The sequence below is a fragment of the Exiguobacterium sp. s39 genome (assembly GCF_018618925.1).
In the GTDB taxonomy this organism is placed as follows: domain Bacteria; phylum Bacillota; class Bacilli; order Exiguobacteriales; family Exiguobacteriaceae; genus Exiguobacterium_A; species Exiguobacterium_A abrahamii.
On the sequence record NZ_JACSNA010000003.1, the window covers coordinates 19,356 to 35,829 of the forward strand.

A 16,474-nucleotide genomic window follows, 5' to 3' on the forward strand; every position below is an offset into this window, starting at 1 on the left:
CCTTAAATTGCTTTTTCGTCTTTTTCTGATTCTTGCCATGCTTCAAGCGTATCTTTCCCTGGCAAGTTCGGAATCGAGTCCGTATAGAATCGTGGCTCTTTTCCAGCTTTTCGTTGCCCGACATAATCTTCGAGCGCTAGTTTCGCGATTTTCGAGAGACGGAAGATCGCATACAAGTTAACGATCGCCATCAGTCCCATAAAGATATCTGCTAATGCCCACACGAGGTTCGCCGATTCAACGAGTGAACCGAAGACGATCATGACGAGAACGAGTACACGATACGCCATCAAGACTTGTTTATTTTCACGGATGAAGTTGATATTCGATTCACCGTAGTAGTAGTTTCCGACGACAGAACTAAAAGCAAAGAGGAAAATCGCGACGACCATGAATCCTGTCGCGAGTGATCCCACTTGTGATGCGAGCGCACCTTGCGCTAAGTCGATCCCAGCTACCGGTTGACCACTAGCATCCTTTGTTGCCACTCCACTGACGAGAACGATCATCGCTGTCGCCGAACAGACCATCAACGTATCAACGAAGACCGCAAACGATTGAATCAACCCTTGTTTGACCGGGTGAGAGACTTCCGCTGTTGCCGCCGCGTTCGGCGCTGAACCCATACCGGCTTCGTTCGAGAACAAACCACGACGAATCCCGTTCAAAAGTGCTGCACCTACTGCACCACCTGCGAGTGTCTTGAATTCGAATAGACCTTCTTGGAAGATCAATTTAAAAATACTTGGCAGTACTTCAAGATTCGTAGCCATGATGTAGAGTGCGATCAGAATATAACCACCGGCCATGATCGGTACGAGGAACGACGCGACGGTTGCGATACTACGGACGCCACCAAAGATGACAAGTGCCGTCAGCACGACTAGTCCGACCGTAATCCATGTCTTATCAAAGCCGTATTGATTTTGAAGTGAAAGCGAGATCGTATTCGATTGAACGGAATTGAAGACAAATCCGAATGAGATCGTAATCAAGATACTAAATAAAATCCCTAACCAACGTTGACCGAGTGCTTTTTCCATGTAATAGGCAGGGCCCCCACGCCATGCCTTATCGTCCCGTACCTTGTAGATCTGCGCGAGTGTACTCTCGACGAATGCCGATGCCGAACCGATCAAGGCGATCAACCACATCCAGAAGACCGCTCCTGGTCCACCGAGTGCGATCGCTGTCGCGACACCCGCGATATTACCAGTACCGACACGTGCTGCCGTACTGATCGCAAATGCTTGGAATGGCGACACGCCGTCTTTCCCTTTATCCGTTCCTTGGAACAGTAAGCGTAACATCTCCGGTATCATCCGGAATTGAACGAACCGCATCCGGAATGTAAAATAAATGCCTAATCCGATGAGTAAGATGATCAGTACGTTTGTCCATAACATATCACTGATTCTACTGACTACATCCATTACCTGCTTCTCCATCCGATTCCCTCCACTTCCACCACATAGTTTCTCTTTTTAGATGTAAACTTTTTTCACATGTGAATTATCATACGCAATTTTTTTTGAAAAATCAAACTCATCTATACCTCAGACGACAAAAAACGTGTCAAACCTCACATCAGATGTCAGGTTTGACACGTTCATTTAAACAGGTTTTTAGATTAGATGAACAGATTCAGATTGGCACCATCCGTTGCACCAAGGTAACTGGCGACGCCACCATAATCGATATCATCCAGTAATTCCTCTTTCTTGATGCCCATGATATCCATCGACATCGTGCAGGCGATCATTCGGACACCAGCAGCTTGTGCTTTTGCCATCATCGTCTCGAGTGCATCGACTTGTTTGTCCTTCATGACTTTTTTCATCATTTTTTGACCGGCGCCTGCCATGTTCATGTTCGAGAGCGGCAGCTCCCCGGCATGTTTCGGCATCATCATGCCCATCATCCGTTCGATTCCTGCTTTCTCAACTGCCGGTGCGTCTGGTTTTCGAATGATGTTCAAGCCCCAGAACGTAAAGAACATCGTCACTTGTTTTCCCATCGCTTGTGCACCTTGCGCAATGACGAAAGAAGCAAGTGCTTTATCAAGATCACCACTGAAGACGACCATCGTCGCATCATCTGCCGGATTGACTTGAACCGGCGCTGCAGCTGGTGTCTCCCCTTGCCCTTTTTCAAGCAAGACCTCGACGACCCCTTGATTCATTTCCGCTGAATGGACCGTGTGACCTAGTTTTTTCGCCCATGCTTGAACGTCTGGCAAGAATCCTGGATCTGACGCCTTGACGAAAATTTGCTCGCCGTCCGTCATCTGATCGATTTTTGTTTTCAGCTCTAAGATTGGACCTGGGCACTGTAAACCGCACGTATCGAGCAGTGCCACTTGTTCTGGTGCAGCCTTCGTTTTTGGCTCACGTTTCGTTACCGTCACAGCAGTCTCCTCCTTCGCTTGGCTTCGCGCTTCTTGATCACGATGCACGACCGACCATGTTTTGTAGCCACCGCTTAAGTTTTTCACATCATAACCGTGTTGTTGCAACAGTTGACTTGCAACATATCCACGTAATCCGACTTGGCATGTCACATAGATCGTTTGATCCTTCGGCAGATCATCCAACTTCTCACGTAACGTCGGTAACGAGATATTGACTGATCCCGGAATCGCGCCTAACTCGTTTTCCGATGGTTCACGGACATCGAGTAATAAGCCGCCATTGGCGACGATCGCATCGATTTCGTGCCAATGAACGTTCGCACTGTCACCAAGCACGATGTTCGACGCAATATATCCTGCCATGTTGACCGGATCCTTCGCTGAACTATATGGCGGTGCATATGATAGTTCAAGATCTGGTAGATCAAGCACTGTCAATCCACCTTTAATCGCTGTCGCGAGGACATCGATTCGTTTCTCGACACCTGTCATGCCGATTGCCTGCGCTCCGTAGATCGTTCCTTCGATTGGATCAAACAGTAGCTTCATCGAAATCGGACTCGCCCCTGGGTAGTACCCCGCATGCGATCCCGGGTGGAGATGCACCGCTTCGTAACGAAGACCGAGCTGATGTAACCGTTTTTCATTGTTACCGGTCGAAGCGACCGTCAAGTCGAAGACTTTTGCGACCGCTGTTCCGAGCGTGCCGCTGTACCGGACGTCGCGTCCGGAGATGATATCTGCAACGAGGCGTCCTTGACGGTTTGCCGGCCACGCGAGTGGAACATGTGTCGCTTCCTTCGTGATATAGTCTTTGACTTCGATTGCGTCACCAATCGCAAAGATGGATGGATCGGATGTCCGTAGTTGGTCGTCGACTTGAATCGTCTGTTTAATGCCAAGTGTTAAACCAGCATCTGCTGCGAGCGTGCTCTCCGGTGCAACACCAATCGATAGGATGTTCATCTCTGTTTCGATTACGCGTCCACTTGTCAGGACGACGCGGCGACCTGCCTCTTCAAAACGAGCGACGCCATCTTCTAGAATCAACTCGACGCCTTTCGTACGCAGATGTTCATGAACGATCGCTGCCATTTCCGGGTCGATCGGAGCCATGACTTGATCCGCCATCTCAACGAGGGTGACGTGCGCCCCACGTTCTGCGAGATTTTCTGCCATTTCAAGACCGATGAATCCACCGCCGATGACAAGTGCTTTATCAGGACGATTTGTATCAACGTATTCCCGCATCCGGTCCGTATCTGGGATGTTCCGTAACGTAAAGACGTTCGTTGCGTCATCGAGTCCTGGAATGTTCGGACGGATCGGTTTTGCACCTGGAGAAAGAATCAGATGATCGTACGATTCATCGTATTCTTCACCCGTTTCGACGTTGCGGATCGTGACTGTCTTCGCTTCACGGTTGATCCGAATCGCTTCCGACAAATTGCGGACATCTAAATTAAACCGTGCATGCATGCCTTCTGGCGTTTGGACGAGTAATTTATTGCGATCTTTGATGACATCTCCGATATAGTAAGGCAGTCCACAGTTCGCGAACGAAATCTCTTTTCCTCGTTCAAGCAAAATGATTTCTGCCGTTTCGTCAATCCGACGCAGTCGTGCTGCAGCCGTAGCGCCACCAGCGACGCCGCCTACGATGATCGTTTTCATCTGATGATTCCTCCTCGATTTTCTATCTGCCACTTAATATACCCTGTCAGGTATGTATTTTCAAGTCAGTTGCTCTCAGATTCACAAACATGACATATCTCTACTCTTTTGTATTTTCTTCCTATCTTAACGGACATTAGTTGCAATTCCTTCTGAAATGCTTGAAACTGAATTTATAGTATATAAAGGGGGATTTTGCAATGGACCAGGAACGTAACTCGAACGAATCAAACGAGAACAATAAAGTGACACCGATTCACCAAGATCGTCAACCCGAAACAAACGAGCAAGGAATCGCGCCGCAACAGCAACAACACTTGGAAGCTTTTCAAGCTTTCCTCGTTGAAAAAGGGATTCCAATGGAAGCACGTGAGAATGAGACACACGTCTTCTTCATGACACAAGAAAAAACACCTGCTGGAGCAGAACCGATGATGATGATCGTCTTCAGTAAGACGACGACAGATGTCGAATTGTTCGCTCGTACGGTGACACACGTACCAGACGGTGTCGAGGATCTCCCGATTCTTAACGCCATCAACGACTTTAACCAAGAGTTCAAATACTTCCGCGTCGTTCTCGACAGCGACCGTGATGTCACGATCGCATCAACGATTGATCTTGATCACGGCTTTAACCCAGCTGCCATCTTCGGACATTCTGTCATGATGTTCCAAGCATCAGACGAAGTCTACACGTATTTGACAAAACTGTACGAACAGTTCTAATTTCTCATTTTAAAACGGCTTTGGAGCCCTGCTCCAAAGCCGTTTTTTTCTTTAAAGTTCAATTGACAATGAGAATTATTCTCGATATAGTTAGATTTGTGAAAACGACTACATGACGGAAAACGTCTTATTAATTCTTCTGGGGGAATCACGATTATGAAAAAACGTTTAAAAGTAGCTTCGATCTTCATGGTAGCCGGTATCTTGGCTGCCTGCGGTTCGAATGAAACGGATACGACTGCACCGAAAAAAGAGAAAACGGAACAGTCGACCGAAACTAAATCAGCAGATGCGGGGATCGCTGCAACGACACTGACAGATGAATTGACAATCTTCAGCTCAATCAAAACAGAACTCGACAAAGCAAAAGAAGGACAAGCGATCGATTGGAAGATGGTCACGACAAGTTATGAATCGAAACTCAAAGGTGGTGTCGAGACGACAGCACCAGAAATCGAACAAGTCATCCAGTCTGCTTTAGCAGGTGTGGAAGCGAAGGATCTCGATGAGAACATCGCTCGTCAACTCGTGGATAAAGGTCTACAATCGTATTTCTATAAATTACAAAAAGCAACACAAGCAAAAGCTGAAGAAGCACTCGTAGCTGGTAAACCGGAAGCTGCAACGGAAGCACTCAAGGACGTGGAAGCGATGGCGAAGACCGTCTTCATTCCGACAGCTGAAAAACGGGACGCGAGCTACGGCTTTAAAAACGAAGACGCCATCGCTCAAGCGATCACATCAGGTCTTTCAGCGCAGCAAGAAGCCATCGACGCGAAAGAACTCGGTGACTTCAATGTTGCAAAACAAGTAACGGATAAATCGATTTATCGTTCCTTCTATTTAGCTGCCCTCGGCTACGCACAAAAAATCGAGGATGGTGTCAAAGCCGGTACGGACGAAAAAGAATTACAAATGGAGCAAGCGGAAGGATACGGTTTCCTCCTTGCGATCGAGGAATCATTAGCGGGTGGAGACGAAGAGGCTGTTAAAACACTGAAAGAGCGCTATGATTTCTCAAAAACAAAACCAGCTGACGTCTCTTACAAAGAAATCGAAGGATTGTTCGCAAAAGCGTTGACGGAAAAAGTCGACGGTTATCATGAAGAGGCACAAGAAGCGATCGAGAAGAAAGACGTCGATACAGCACGTGCAGAAGCAATGGAAGCGAACATGTTCGTCGTTGCGATGAAACCGACGCTTGAGAATCGTCTCGGCAAGGACAAAGCAGCACAAGTCGCACAAGACGCAAACGAATGGTTCGCACTCGTCGAAAAAGGCGACGTCAAGGCTGAAACGACAGGTGAACGGATCACAGACGCACTCGAACCACTTAACTAAGAAGGAAATGGAAATGGAGGGATAAGATGAATATCGGAATCACAGGAGGTGCCGGCTTCATTGGCGCCGCCCTCGCCCTCCGGCTCCAGCAACACCATACCGTCCATGTCCTTGATGCTTTCACGGACTACTATGATGTCCAGTTAAAAGAAGAACGAGCAGATGAACTAAGACGTGCCGGCGTTACCGTTACGACGGGTGACGTTCATCACGATCTCGACGCCTGGATGAAGACATCGTTCGACGCCGTCTTCCATCTCGCAGCTCTTCCAGGTGTTCCGCATTCGCTCGAAGAACCGCATCACTATATTCGTGAGGACATCGATATGACGGTGACCTTGTTAGAAGCCGCAAAAAGACATGGCATGCCGCATGTCTTTTTCGCGTCTTCGTCTTCCGTTTACGGGGAGCAGACGGGTCCGCTCAAAGAGGAACAGGCAACGGGACATGTCGCCAGTCCTTACGCGGCAGCTAAGTATAGCGCTGAAAGCTTTTGTCATGCTTATGCTCATTTATATGATGTAAACGTGACGCTGTTTCGCTTCTTTACGGTCTATGGTCCTTCGGGTCGTCCTGATATGGCGCTGTTTCGATTCATCGAACAGGCATTACGCGGAGAGGCACTCACCGTCTTCGGTGATCCGATCCGTGACTTCACGTATATCGATGACATCACCTGTGGAATGGAACAGGCATTGCTGGCTCGTGCAGTCGGGACGTATAACCTCGGCGCGAATCAGCCGGTCTCCGTCCGCACTCTAGCTGAACGGATCGGTCAACGGTTTGATGTGCCCGTGCAAACTCAAACTGCACGACGTGGGGACGTGACGATGACATGGAGTGATACGACGGCTGCAAAAGAAGCATTCGGTTACCAACCGTCAATCGAGATCGATGTTGGACTGGAGCAGGTGATCGCGTGGCATCAAAACCGCTGATTCGAACGTTCCTGTATCTGACGCTTACCGGGCTTGTCATCTTTTTACTGCTCCGTTTTTTCTTGGAGTTACCGGTCTCGTATCGGTACATTGAAGCTTTATTCAAGAGTCCCTGGACGATCCTTGCGACCTTGACGTATGCGATCGCCTTTTATTTACGCGCGGTCGCCTGGCGCCGCGCCGATGCCAAACGTGCACCGACTGCTGTATACCTGTCGAGCCTGTATCTCGGACTGACGATCAATCATCTCTCACCGGTCAAACTGGGAGAGATGATCCGACTCGTGACGGCGAGAGCGGTCGGAAGTCCATGGAAACAGACGAGCGCGATCTTCGTCTTACAACGAAGTATTGACTTGATCGTTCTGTGTACCTTCATTCTGATCGGTTGGTTGTTTCACCCAATCGTCTTGCTCGTCGCGCTCCTTGCGACCGCGTTATTGCTCGTGTTACGCCGACATGTCCCGCATCTCCCATCGCTCGTTCTGTTCGGAACGCTCGCTTGGGCAGTCGAGGCACTCGCCGTCTTCCTCCTCTTGCACGGAGCAGGTATCGATGTGTCCTTCCCGACGACATTGATTGCGATGAGTGCCGGTGTCCTGTCCGGTGTGATTCAGTTCACGCCGGGTGGCCTCGGTACGTATGAACTTGCGATGGGTACAGTGTTACGGCAAGCCGGTGTTGCCCATGCGTACGACGTTGCCTTGATGACGCACTTCTTTAAATATGCCTTTGCTTTTCTCATTCCGCTGTACGTTCTCATTCGGCATCCGGCTACGCTTCGGTTGTTGGTTCGTCAGCTCAAATACACTGATTGGAAAGGAGGAAGACGATGAAAAGTGCTTCTCGCTTTGAAAAAGTCGCAGCACGCGCCTGGAACTTACTCAATGAAGGAAAACCCTTCACACCCATTTTTACGATCGGCGTCTTCTTGACGTACGCCTTATGGACGCAGATGCCACTCGCAGAAGCTGGTCTTGGTTTCATCGTGACGCTTCCTTTATTTATCTTGCTTTGGCGTTATGACTTTCCGTTATTTTTACGAAATTACCTTTGGATCCCGGTCATCGTTTGGCTGTTCCTTCGGGGTACGAATGCAGATTACTTACCTTTGTTCGCCTATGGCGCAGGTCTCTATTTCTTCTTTACGATTTTTTTCTGGGGAACGATCTATTATCATCTCCGGATCGGAACGCGCTGGACGAACTTCACGCGTTTTTGGAAACTCGTTCTGAAGAATAGTGATTCGACAAGTGGTAACGCGCAGGAGCAACTGCCTAAGGTTGCTCTGTTGCTCATGTACTGGTGGACGGCAAGTGACGCATCGACACTCGACATGACGTTCGTCTGGTTCCCAATTGGTCTATTCGTCTTTGCATGGATCCTACATCACTACCTGTTCGACTGGAAACCGAAGTTGCCCGAGGCAATGACGGCAGATGCCGATCTTCCGACTTCAGAAAAAGTCTATGTTCTGATTGTCGACGGGATGCGTAAAGATCGCTACATGGCAGCAAACACGCCGTTCCTCGAACGATTGCGTCAGGAAGGAACGGAATATACGAATATGGAGACTGTCTACCCTGCCCGGACCGTCGTCTGCTTCAGTTCGATGTTCACGGGTGCTCGCCCAGAAGATCACGGCATTCATTCGAACATGGTCTGGAATACGACCGGTGTTAAAACGGATACTGTCTTCGATCGTCTCCGTGCCGTCAATAAATCAGGAAAAATTCTTGGCATCGCGCACCTTGTCGATGCGTTCGGTTCAACCGATGTACGGACCGTCACGGCGGTCATGCATAACGATGTCGCGGATCGAAATATCATAGAACGTGCCAAACAAATCGTCCATGAAGAGGATCCGGATCTGCTCGCGATTCAGTTGATTGGAACGGATCAAACAGGACACAGTCGGGGCACCCTCTATTCCGAGTATGTTCAAAAAATCGAAGAAGCGGATGCATTACTCGCTGAATTTTGTGAGGAGCTCGATCGTCTCGGTAAACTCGAGGATGCGACACTCATCGTCATGGCAGATCACGGTCAAGCGGACGGAATCGGTGGACACGGTCACTTGGATGAAGGCGAACGGTTCGTTCCGTTCTGGATGTATGGTAAGAACGTTCATGCCGGTCTGAAAGTGGATACGCACCGCCATATCTTGTCACTCGGACCGACGATCACAAAAGTCCTAGGGGCAGACATCCCGCACGATAGCCGTGGTGTGCTGTTGACAGAAGCGTTCAAGGAGGCGAAGTCTAAATGAAGATCATCGTCTTTTTACCGGCCCACAATGAGGAAGTGTCGCTCCCGCTCGTCTTAAAACGAATTCCGGACATGATTGACGGCATTCCAGTCGAGACCCTCGTCATCGACGACGGCTCAGTGGATGCGACGAGTACGATTGCGCGTCAACACGGCGCACATGTCTATCGGTTCGAACAAAATCAAGGACTCGGCGCTGCAGTCCGGGAAGGACTCCGCCAGTCCTACGAACTCGGCGCTGATGTTGCTGTCATGATTGATGCGGATAACGAATATCCTGCCGATCAAATTCCAGATATCGTCCGACCGATCTTACACGATCAGGCCGACTACGTATTCGGTTCCCGCTTCCTCGGTACCGTCGACGGGATGCGGCTCTATCGCTATATCGGCAATCATGTCTTCACGTGGTTGCAATGCCTTTTATTGAAACGTAAAATCCATGATGGTCAAAGCGGGATGCGTGCTTTTTCACGCGCAGCGTGTCACCATGCTGAGATCATTCACGATTATAACTATGCCCAAGTATTGACCCTCAATCTCGTCCGAAAAGGCTTCCGCCTTCACGAAGTCCCGATCCGTTATCGGGTCCGGGAAGCAGGAAAGTCTTTTATCCGTCTGAATTATGTCCAACGTGTCCTCCCAGCGATTTACCGGGAGTGGCGACGACCAATCACACAGCTTAGCGTTGAAGAACGCATGGAACGAAAGGAGCACCTCGGATGAAACGCCTTCTTTTGCTACCGCTCCTCCTGCTCTCACTGTTCGTGAGCACTTCCACGGTTTCCGCTTATAGTTACGGAGACCCAGGAAAGGAAGCTTTTGCGGAAGCCTATAAACAATTTGAAGAACAACTCGATGCTAAGGATTACGCGCTTGCGAAAGAGACGCTTGCCGCCTATGATAAAGAATTCAAACTGTATTTCCCTGAAGCGAAAGCGAAGATCGACACGGCTCTCGAACAAGAAGATGCAGAGGCTGCCAAACAAGCGTACCGCGTCGCTCTCCGTCAAAATATCGAACGTCGCCTGCACTTTGCTGAAGAGCAGTTCGAGGACTTCGGTCAAGCGAAACTCTTACTCGCGAAAGCCCGCGGGACATACGATGTGCTCGCACCTTACGTCAAGGAAAGCAAGGATGCACAAACATCCGATGACGTGTATACTGCATTTGATGAATCATTAAAGGCACTCGGAAACCCTGGTCTGTTTGGGGTCGGGAAAAAAGCGAGTGATGAAGAATCCTTCAAAGAAAACATTACGATGATCGAAGATACGTTGACTCCCCTCTTCGTCCTGCCGGGTGAAGAAAAAACAGGCGTCTTCACGGAAGAAGACTCCTTCCTCGGTCAAACGTTCGGAACGGACGCGATTTGGAAATTGATTGCGCTCGGACTCGTCATCGTACTCATCGTCATCGTCGTCATTGGTCAATGGAAGAAGAAACGCCGCTCATAAGGAGGAAGACAGATGGATTTTCAAGCGTTTTTGATTACGCTTCGGGAGTGTCTCGAGGCTGTTCTCATCGTTGGGTTGATCTTGGGTTATCTCGATCGATTGAACGCTCCACAATATAAAAAGTGGGTCTACGCAGGTGTGGGGTTGGCACTTCTCGCTAGCCTTGGTGTCGCGTTCCTGTTCCAAGTCGTCTTTACGAGTTTTGCGAGCTTCGGAAGCGATACGTATCTCCGTCTCGGCATCATGATGGTCTCCGTCCTGCTCTTGACACACATGGTCCTCTGGATGGGGAAGGAAGCGAAAGAGAATCAAAAAGCCTCCCAAGCGAAGGTCGCCGCTGCCGTCTCGACGGGTAGTGCCATCACGATGATCATCCACTCCTTCCTCGTCATCGTTCGAGAAGGAATTGAGACCGTCTTCTTCTTCGCTGCCATCTCAGGTGGGGAAATCGAAAAAGTACTGACGAGTTACGGTGCGGTTTCCGGTCTGTTACTCGCCTTGATTTTCGGATACTTATTCGTTTCCGGTTCAATGAAGATTCCCGTCAAACGCTTCTTCCAAGTAACGGGCGTACTCATTCTATTTATCGCAGCCGGCATGCTCGTCCAAACGATTGGACGCTTCCAAGATCTTGGTTTGCTCGGTAGTCTCTTGATGAATGCTGACGGCACACCAGCTGCTGTATATAACATCGTCGGCTTCATGCCGGAGCACTACATCGATCAGGTGCAATACTTGCGTGATACAGGAAACTCAACATTGATCAGTGGACAGATCGGAACGTTCATGGGTGCGATGTTCGGATACAGCCATAACCCCTCGCTCGAACAAGTCGTCGCTTGGTGGGGCTACTTCGCCTTTGCCGGTTGGATGTTGCTCCGTCAAAACAAACCATCGAAGTCATCAAAGTCCTTACAGGAGGTTTCTTGACCGTCCGAAGCGATCGTTCACGTCCGCGTGGACGATCGCTTTTTTGGATCACGTTGCTATTCATCGGTGGCTGGATTGGTTTACGGATCAGTTACGTCAGTCCCTTCATCGCGAGCTACGATATTGCGAACTTCACGTTAGCTGTGACCGATTATGATCTGGCTGATTTACGTCCGCACTTTCCGGGTTATCCCTTTTTCATCTTATTTGCCAACCTGTTTCTGCCGCTGATGATACCTGTCAAAGCGCTCGGACTCGTCTCTACACTAGGACTGGCAAGTGCGCTCTTGCCACTTTACTCGCTCTTTCGCCGTCATGCCTATGATACGGCTCGGCTGATCGCTGCCTTTACCGTTCTCTCCACTGCCTCACTCGTGACGTTCGCTGCGACAGGGATGTCGGATGGGCTCGCCCTCGGACTACTCGTCTGGTACGGCTGGAGCATCGAACGCGCACGGCATCAGATTCGTCGCTGGCTTCCGTATCTTCTGTTCGGTTTACTGATGGCGACTCGCCTATCCTACGCGCCGTTTGGTTTCATGTTGCTTGTCCTGCTGTGGCAGGTACGAAAGGATTACTGGCAACTCATATCCGAGTGCGCCCTTCTTGTTCTGGCACAGCTTGCTTGGTTGCTCCCGGTCGCTTTTTCTGTCGGTGGACCCTATTCGTTTCTTCAATTATCACTCCGCTTCGTCAGCGGTCATTTTTCCGATTGGGGTGGTTCTGCTCAGACCGATGATGCTTCTATCGTTCAACGATTTGTTCAGACGCTTCAGCAACTCTTCTGGCATGGGATCGGCTATGGCACGTGGATCGGACTAGTGTCAGGACTGATGCTGTTTTTACGAAAACGTTGGGCGGTCAATGTCGCTTGGGGAGCGACGGCTGGACTCTATTTCGTCTGGGTCTGGCTCGGACAAAACATCGATAAACCCCGTCATGTCTTACCGCTTGTCCTATTGCTACTCATCTGGTTGATCCGTCAGCTTCCGTTGCGGATGTATCTGCCGTTTTTAGTCATTCAGTTGACGATCGGTAGCCTCGCGTTAAACGAGCAAGCCACGCGTCCTCCGGCGACGATTGAACTAGCGCGTTACGTAGCGACTCTTCCAATCGGCGCGACAGTCTTTACCGACGAGGAAGCTCGCCAATTCCAGTCCGAACGACCGGATGCCGCGATCGTTCCGATCGGATCGATCAGTAAATGGAACGCAGAACCAAAATCCGACCAGAGTTACGTGACTGGTCGATTGCTCGAGCGCCTCCACGCTCAAGGCGTGCGACCAAACGTCAAACAAATCGTTCGCTTCACGAGTGATACCCGATACGAACCGGAAGACGCGCAAGCGATGCTGTATCAACTAACGCCTTGACGGCACGACTACATGTATACGAAAAACCATGTCGATTCCCGAATGACACCGTGGAAATCGACATGGTTTTTTTCATTGCTGCGTATCGTAACGACGTTCCATATAATCAAAGGTACCGCCGCTGATTTCAATCGTCCGGACTGGTTCGAAGCCGAGACGACGATACAGTCGCTGTGCCCCGGCGTTCGTTTGATCAGCGTTTAAGGTGAACGCTTGTAGTCCTCGTTTTTCCCCTTCTTCCGCTGCTGCCTGCAATAGTTCTGTTCCAATTCCTTTTCCACCATGACGCGCGTCAACCGATAAAGTATCCAAGTAATAGACCGGTCCTTCCGTCTCGACATCGATCTGGATATCTTGACCCGTCCAACGTTTCAGTTGTGCTTTGATCGGTTCGTCGAGTCGTTTCGCATCCGTCCCGGCATATGCAATGACGATACCTGCTACTTCACCCTCGATGATTTTCACGAGGATGTTCTCATGGCTCAGTCGATTTCCTGTTTCAGCGACGAAGTACGCGAGTCTCTCTAAAACTTCCTCCCGCTTTGTCGTTCCCGTCAGTGTCTCAGCAATCTCATGAATCGCCTGCTCAATCAACGGGGCAATCTGTTGCGCTTCAGAAGCATGTGCTTGTCGAATCATCTCATCCTTCTCCTTTCGTTTTTCTAATCCATGAACCTGAAAAATCGGACTCGACGGTGTCGAATCCGATACATGATTTTGTTAGACATTCATCTGTCTCACTGCGTGACTTTTTGTACGACAGGTGCCGGTACGATGACAGGCTCCCGTGTCATGACAGCCACGACACGTCCAGCGATCGCTACAGCCAGTAACGTATATAACGTTAAGCTGAGCGGCAGATAGACGAGTGAGATCACTAACACGATGGCATCGAGTCCGAACAAGATCGTTCCGATCGATAGACCTGTCAGTTTGCTGAGTCCCATCGATAGCAAATCGTCTCCACCTGTTGCCGCTCCACTTTTCAAAACAAGTCCGAGACCATATCCGGTCACGATTCCGCTAGCGATCGCTGCGATGAGCGTCGCTGGCCAAGCCTGTTCTGGAAAGTGGAACAAATCGAGTCGGTGCCACATCTCATAAAAGACTGATAACGCACCTGCTGAGAGTAACGCTTCGCTGACGAAACGTTTCCCTTTGAAGTACAAGGCACCGATGAAAAATGGAATATCGAGCACGATCATTGAGATCGAAGGATTGATATCAAAAAAGTATCGACCGAGCAACGATAATCCGATAAAGCCGCCTTCTGCTAATCCGAACTGTTCATTCAATGTGTAGTAACCGAACGCCATGATCAGCGTCCCGGTTAAGATGGTTGCGATTCGTTTCATGTTTTATTGTCCTCTCCCGTTTACATCGTGGGAGAGGTTTTATACGTCCCGTTTGGGTATTCATCTATTTTCGCTCTCCCTGATTTTTATAAGCCATTACCGTCTGTTCGTTATGACCGGTACTGCTAAAAATCAGGTAAGCTGAATAGATGATTGGTCCTCTCGGTATCCATCGGTTTCCACCCCTTCATTAAAAATCTATTTTCATTATAACCCGAATTTCAGTAACTAAAACAGTTTTACGCATTCTTCACATAATCCAAACACTTTTGCTCACTCATTCACAATTTAGACAAGATTATGCTCAATGTTGAACAAACTACTTGAAAACGACCTTGTGAATGATTACACTAAGTATATCAAATGAATGTGATATTTATCACAAACAAAACACAAAGGAGACTTTACCCATGAAAGTAGCAGTCATCGGATGTACACACGCAGGAACAGCAGCAGTCAAAGAACTCGCTTCACAACAAGACGTCGAGATCACCGTTTATGAGCGGAATGACAATGTATCGTTTCTCTCTTGTGGAATCGCGCTTCACGTCGGTGGTGTCGTCAAACATGCGGAATCGCTTTTCTACTCATCACCAAGTGAACTCGCTGAACTCGGCGCTGAGATGCGTCTGAAACATGATGTACTTGAAATCGATAGTGAACGCCAAACGATCGTTGCGAAAAACCTCATGACTGGTGAAGTCGTTCACGATACGTACGATAAACTCATCATGACGACTGGATCATGGCCAATCATTCCGATGCTTCCCGGCATCGAATTGAATCAGATCGAGCTCTGTAAAAACTATCACCACGCTCAAACAATCATTGAAAAAGCGACAGATGCAGAGCGGATCACAGTCGTTGGTGCAGGGTATATCGGTGCTGAACTCGTCGAAGCGTTTGAAGCATACGGAAAAGACGTCACGTTCATCGATAGTGCGGATCGCATTCTCAACAAATACCTCGACCGCTCGTTCACTGACGTCATCGAACGTGAATTGACAGACCGTGGTATTCGCCTCGAACTCGGACAAACCGTCCAAAGCTTCAAAGGGGAAAACGGCGCCGTGACACACGTCGTCACAGACAAAGGAACGTTTGAAACGGACCTCGTCATTCTCTGTGTCGGTTTCCGCCCAAGTACGGAACTCTTAAAAGGACAGGTCGACATGCTACCGAACGGTGCCATCATCGTTGACGATTATATGCGGACAAGCAACCCGAACATCTTTGCTGCTGGTGACAGCTGTGCCGTCTATTACAATCCAGCTCGGACACATGCCTATATTCCACTCGCAACGAATGCTGTCCGGATGGGAACATTAATCGGTAAAAACTTACGCGCACCAAAGATTCGTTACCAAGGAACACAAGGCACATCTGGTCTTCGCCTATATGATTTGAACATCGCGTCGACTGGTTTGACAGAAGAAGCGGCACCCTTGTTCGGACTCGAAGTGAGTAGCACGACAGTCACAGATGCGTATCGCCCAGAGTTCATGCCAACAGCAGAAGACGTCCAATTGAAGCTCGTCTTCGAGACAGCAACCCATCGTGTCGTCGGTGCACAAATCATCTCAAAAGTGGATTTGACACAAGCGATGAACACACTGTCAGTCGCGATTCAAAATGATATGACACTTGAAGAGCTCGCTTTCGTCGACTTCTTCTTCCAACCGCACTACAACAAACCGTGGAACTTGCTGAATCAAGCAGCTCTGCAAGCGATGAATGAGCGTCAATCCGCTCGTGTCTAAGCGCATTACACGATCAATCAAATGAGGCTGACTTAAAAAAAGAATGACGCGTCTTTTCACGCCCTTTCCTCAGGCGAGACACAAGCCAGTTTTCCTGCTTCGTTGAAGCAGGAAAGCGGGTCTTGTTCGTCTCTGACAGCGCATAAATGCGCTTGTTCCTGTAGGAGTGGCGTGTGACGCGTCATTCTTTTTGTTACGAGATAAGGATGGCAGATCATCATTCTGCCACACTTATCTTTG

14 protein-coding genes are annotated in these 16,474 nt (G+C 49.2%); 10 read left to right on the plus strand and 4 right to left on the minus strand.

All coding sequences use genetic code 11. The features are described from left to right. Window positions 1-2 precede the first annotated feature (2 nt). Window positions 3-1,448, minus strand: a complete 1,446-nt coding sequence (locus tag KNQ11_RS13315) for an alanine/glycine:cation symporter family protein (protein ID WP_214725078.1) — start codon at window positions 1,446-1,448, stop codon at window positions 3-5. 182 nt (window positions 1,449-1,630) lie between these two features. Continuing rightward, window positions 1,631-4,084 (minus strand): CoA-disulfide reductase, encoded by a 2,454-nt coding sequence (locus tag KNQ11_RS13320; protein ID WP_214772242.1) that lies wholly within the window; start codon window positions 4,082-4,084, stop codon window positions 1,631-1,633. 200 nt (window positions 4,085-4,284) lie between these two features. Here KNQ11_RS13320 and KNQ11_RS13325 point away from each other — a divergent pair, with 200 nt between their 5' ends. The 9 genes from KNQ11_RS13325 to KNQ11_RS13365 all read left to right on the plus strand — a co-directional run bounded on the left by KNQ11_RS13325 (window position 4,285) and on the right by KNQ11_RS13365 (window position 13,119). After that, window positions 4,285-4,812 carry a type III secretion system chaperone family protein gene (locus KNQ11_RS13325; RefSeq protein WP_023469644.1) on the plus strand — a complete coding sequence of 176 codons (528 nt, stop codon included), beginning with the start codon at window positions 4,285-4,287 and terminating at the stop codon, window positions 4,810-4,812. 156 nt (window positions 4,813-4,968) lie between these two features. Further along, window positions 4,969-6,153, plus strand: coding sequence for a hypothetical protein (locus KNQ11_RS13330; protein ID WP_214772244.1), 1,185 nt, complete (start codon window positions 4,969-4,971; stop codon window positions 6,151-6,153). A 26-nt stretch (window positions 6,154-6,179) separates the two neighbouring features. After that, entirely contained in the window at window positions 6,180-7,091 is a 912-nt protein-coding gene (locus KNQ11_RS13335; RefSeq protein ID WP_214772246.1) for an NAD-dependent epimerase/dehydratase family protein, read from the plus strand. Next, window positions 7,073-7,927 (plus strand): lysylphosphatidylglycerol synthase transmembrane domain-containing protein, encoded by an 855-nt coding sequence (locus tag KNQ11_RS13340; RefSeq protein ID WP_133208393.1) that lies wholly within the window; start codon window positions 7,073-7,075, stop codon window positions 7,925-7,927. Before KNQ11_RS13335 ends, KNQ11_RS13340 begins: the two co-directional genes overlap by 19 nt. After that, entirely contained in the window at window positions 7,924-9,360 is a 1,437-nt protein-coding gene (locus KNQ11_RS13345; protein WP_214725086.1) for an alkaline phosphatase family protein, read from the plus strand. Before KNQ11_RS13340 ends, KNQ11_RS13345 begins: the two co-directional genes overlap by 4 nt. Continuing rightward, entirely contained in the window at window positions 9,357-10,085 is a 729-nt protein-coding gene (locus tag KNQ11_RS13350) for a glycosyltransferase family 2 protein (RefSeq protein ID WP_050678465.1), read from the plus strand. The genes KNQ11_RS13345 and KNQ11_RS13350 overlap by 4 nt, the downstream gene beginning before the upstream one ends. Then, a complete protein-coding gene (locus KNQ11_RS13355) occupies window positions 10,082-10,816 on the plus strand; it encodes a hypothetical protein (protein ID WP_023469650.1) in 735 nt (244 codons plus the stop codon). Before KNQ11_RS13350 ends, KNQ11_RS13355 begins: the two co-directional genes overlap by 4 nt. A 12-nt stretch (window positions 10,817-10,828) precedes the next feature. Further along, window positions 10,829-11,746 (plus strand): FTR1 family iron permease, encoded by a 918-nt coding sequence (locus KNQ11_RS13360; RefSeq protein ID WP_029342865.1) that lies wholly within the window; start codon window positions 10,829-10,831, stop codon window positions 11,744-11,746. Then, entirely contained in the window at window positions 11,683-13,119 is a 1,437-nt protein-coding gene (locus tag KNQ11_RS13365) for a DUF2079 domain-containing protein (RefSeq protein WP_251139704.1), read from the plus strand. Before KNQ11_RS13360 ends, KNQ11_RS13365 begins: the two co-directional genes overlap by 64 nt. A gap of 72 nt (window positions 13,120-13,191) precedes the next feature. Here the strand turns inward: KNQ11_RS13365 and KNQ11_RS13370 are convergent, their stop codons facing one another. Together KNQ11_RS13370 and KNQ11_RS13375 are read right to left on the minus strand one after the other, a co-directional pair. Continuing rightward, window positions 13,192-13,758, minus strand: coding sequence for a GNAT family N-acetyltransferase (locus KNQ11_RS13370; RefSeq protein ID WP_064300661.1), 567 nt, complete (start codon window positions 13,756-13,758; stop codon window positions 13,192-13,194). Window positions 13,759-13,856: 98 nt separating this feature from the next. Beyond that, window positions 13,857-14,474 (minus strand): YitT family protein, encoded by a 618-nt coding sequence (locus tag KNQ11_RS13375; protein ID WP_064300662.1) that lies wholly within the window; start codon window positions 14,472-14,474, stop codon window positions 13,857-13,859. 410 nt (window positions 14,475-14,884) lie between these two features. Here KNQ11_RS13375 and KNQ11_RS13380 point away from each other — a divergent pair, with 410 nt between their 5' ends. Then, window positions 14,885-16,234 (plus strand): FAD-dependent oxidoreductase, encoded by a 1,350-nt coding sequence (locus KNQ11_RS13380; protein WP_058713917.1) that lies wholly within the window; start codon window positions 14,885-14,887, stop codon window positions 16,232-16,234. The last annotated feature ends 240 nt before the right edge of the window (window positions 16,235-16,474 follow it).

What these genes read in the sequence shown, in the direction of transcription:
- KNQ11_RS13315 (WP_214725078.1), bottom strand. Translation starts at nt 1,448, where the DNA reads ATGGAGAAGCAGGTAATGGATGTAGTCAGTAGAATCAGTGATATGTTA.
- KNQ11_RS13320 (WP_214772242.1), bottom strand. Translation starts at nt 4,084, where the DNA reads ATGAAAACGATCATCGTAGGCGGCGTCGCTGGTGGCGCTACGGCTGCA.
- KNQ11_RS13325 (WP_023469644.1), top strand. Translation starts at nt 4,285, where the DNA reads ATGGACCAGGAACGTAACTCGAACGAATCAAACGAGAACAATAAAGTG.
- KNQ11_RS13330 (WP_214772244.1), top strand. Translation starts at nt 4,969, where the DNA reads ATGAAAAAACGTTTAAAAGTAGCTTCGATCTTCATGGTAGCCGGTATC.
- KNQ11_RS13335 (WP_214772246.1), top strand. Translation starts at nt 6,180, where the DNA reads ATGAATATCGGAATCACAGGAGGTGCCGGCTTCATTGGCGCCGCCCTC.
- KNQ11_RS13345 (WP_214725086.1), top strand. Translation starts at nt 7,924, where the DNA reads ATGAAAAGTGCTTCTCGCTTTGAAAAAGTCGCAGCACGCGCCTGGAAC.
- KNQ11_RS13350 (WP_050678465.1), top strand. Translation starts at nt 9,357, where the DNA reads ATGAAGATCATCGTCTTTTTACCGGCCCACAATGAGGAAGTGTCGCTC.
- KNQ11_RS13355 (WP_023469650.1), top strand. Translation starts at nt 10,082, where the DNA reads ATGAAACGCCTTCTTTTGCTACCGCTCCTCCTGCTCTCACTGTTCGTG.
- KNQ11_RS13360 (WP_029342865.1), top strand. Translation starts at nt 10,829, where the DNA reads ATGGATTTTCAAGCGTTTTTGATTACGCTTCGGGAGTGTCTCGAGGCT.
- KNQ11_RS13370 (WP_064300661.1), bottom strand. Translation starts at nt 13,758, where the DNA reads ATGATTCGACAAGCACATGCTTCTGAAGCGCAACAGATTGCCCCGTTG.
- KNQ11_RS13375 (WP_064300662.1), bottom strand. Translation starts at nt 14,474, where the DNA reads ATGAAACGAATCGCAACCATCTTAACCGGGACGCTGATCATGGCGTTC.
- KNQ11_RS13380 (WP_058713917.1), top strand. Translation starts at nt 14,885, where the DNA reads ATGAAAGTAGCAGTCATCGGATGTACACACGCAGGAACAGCAGCAGTC.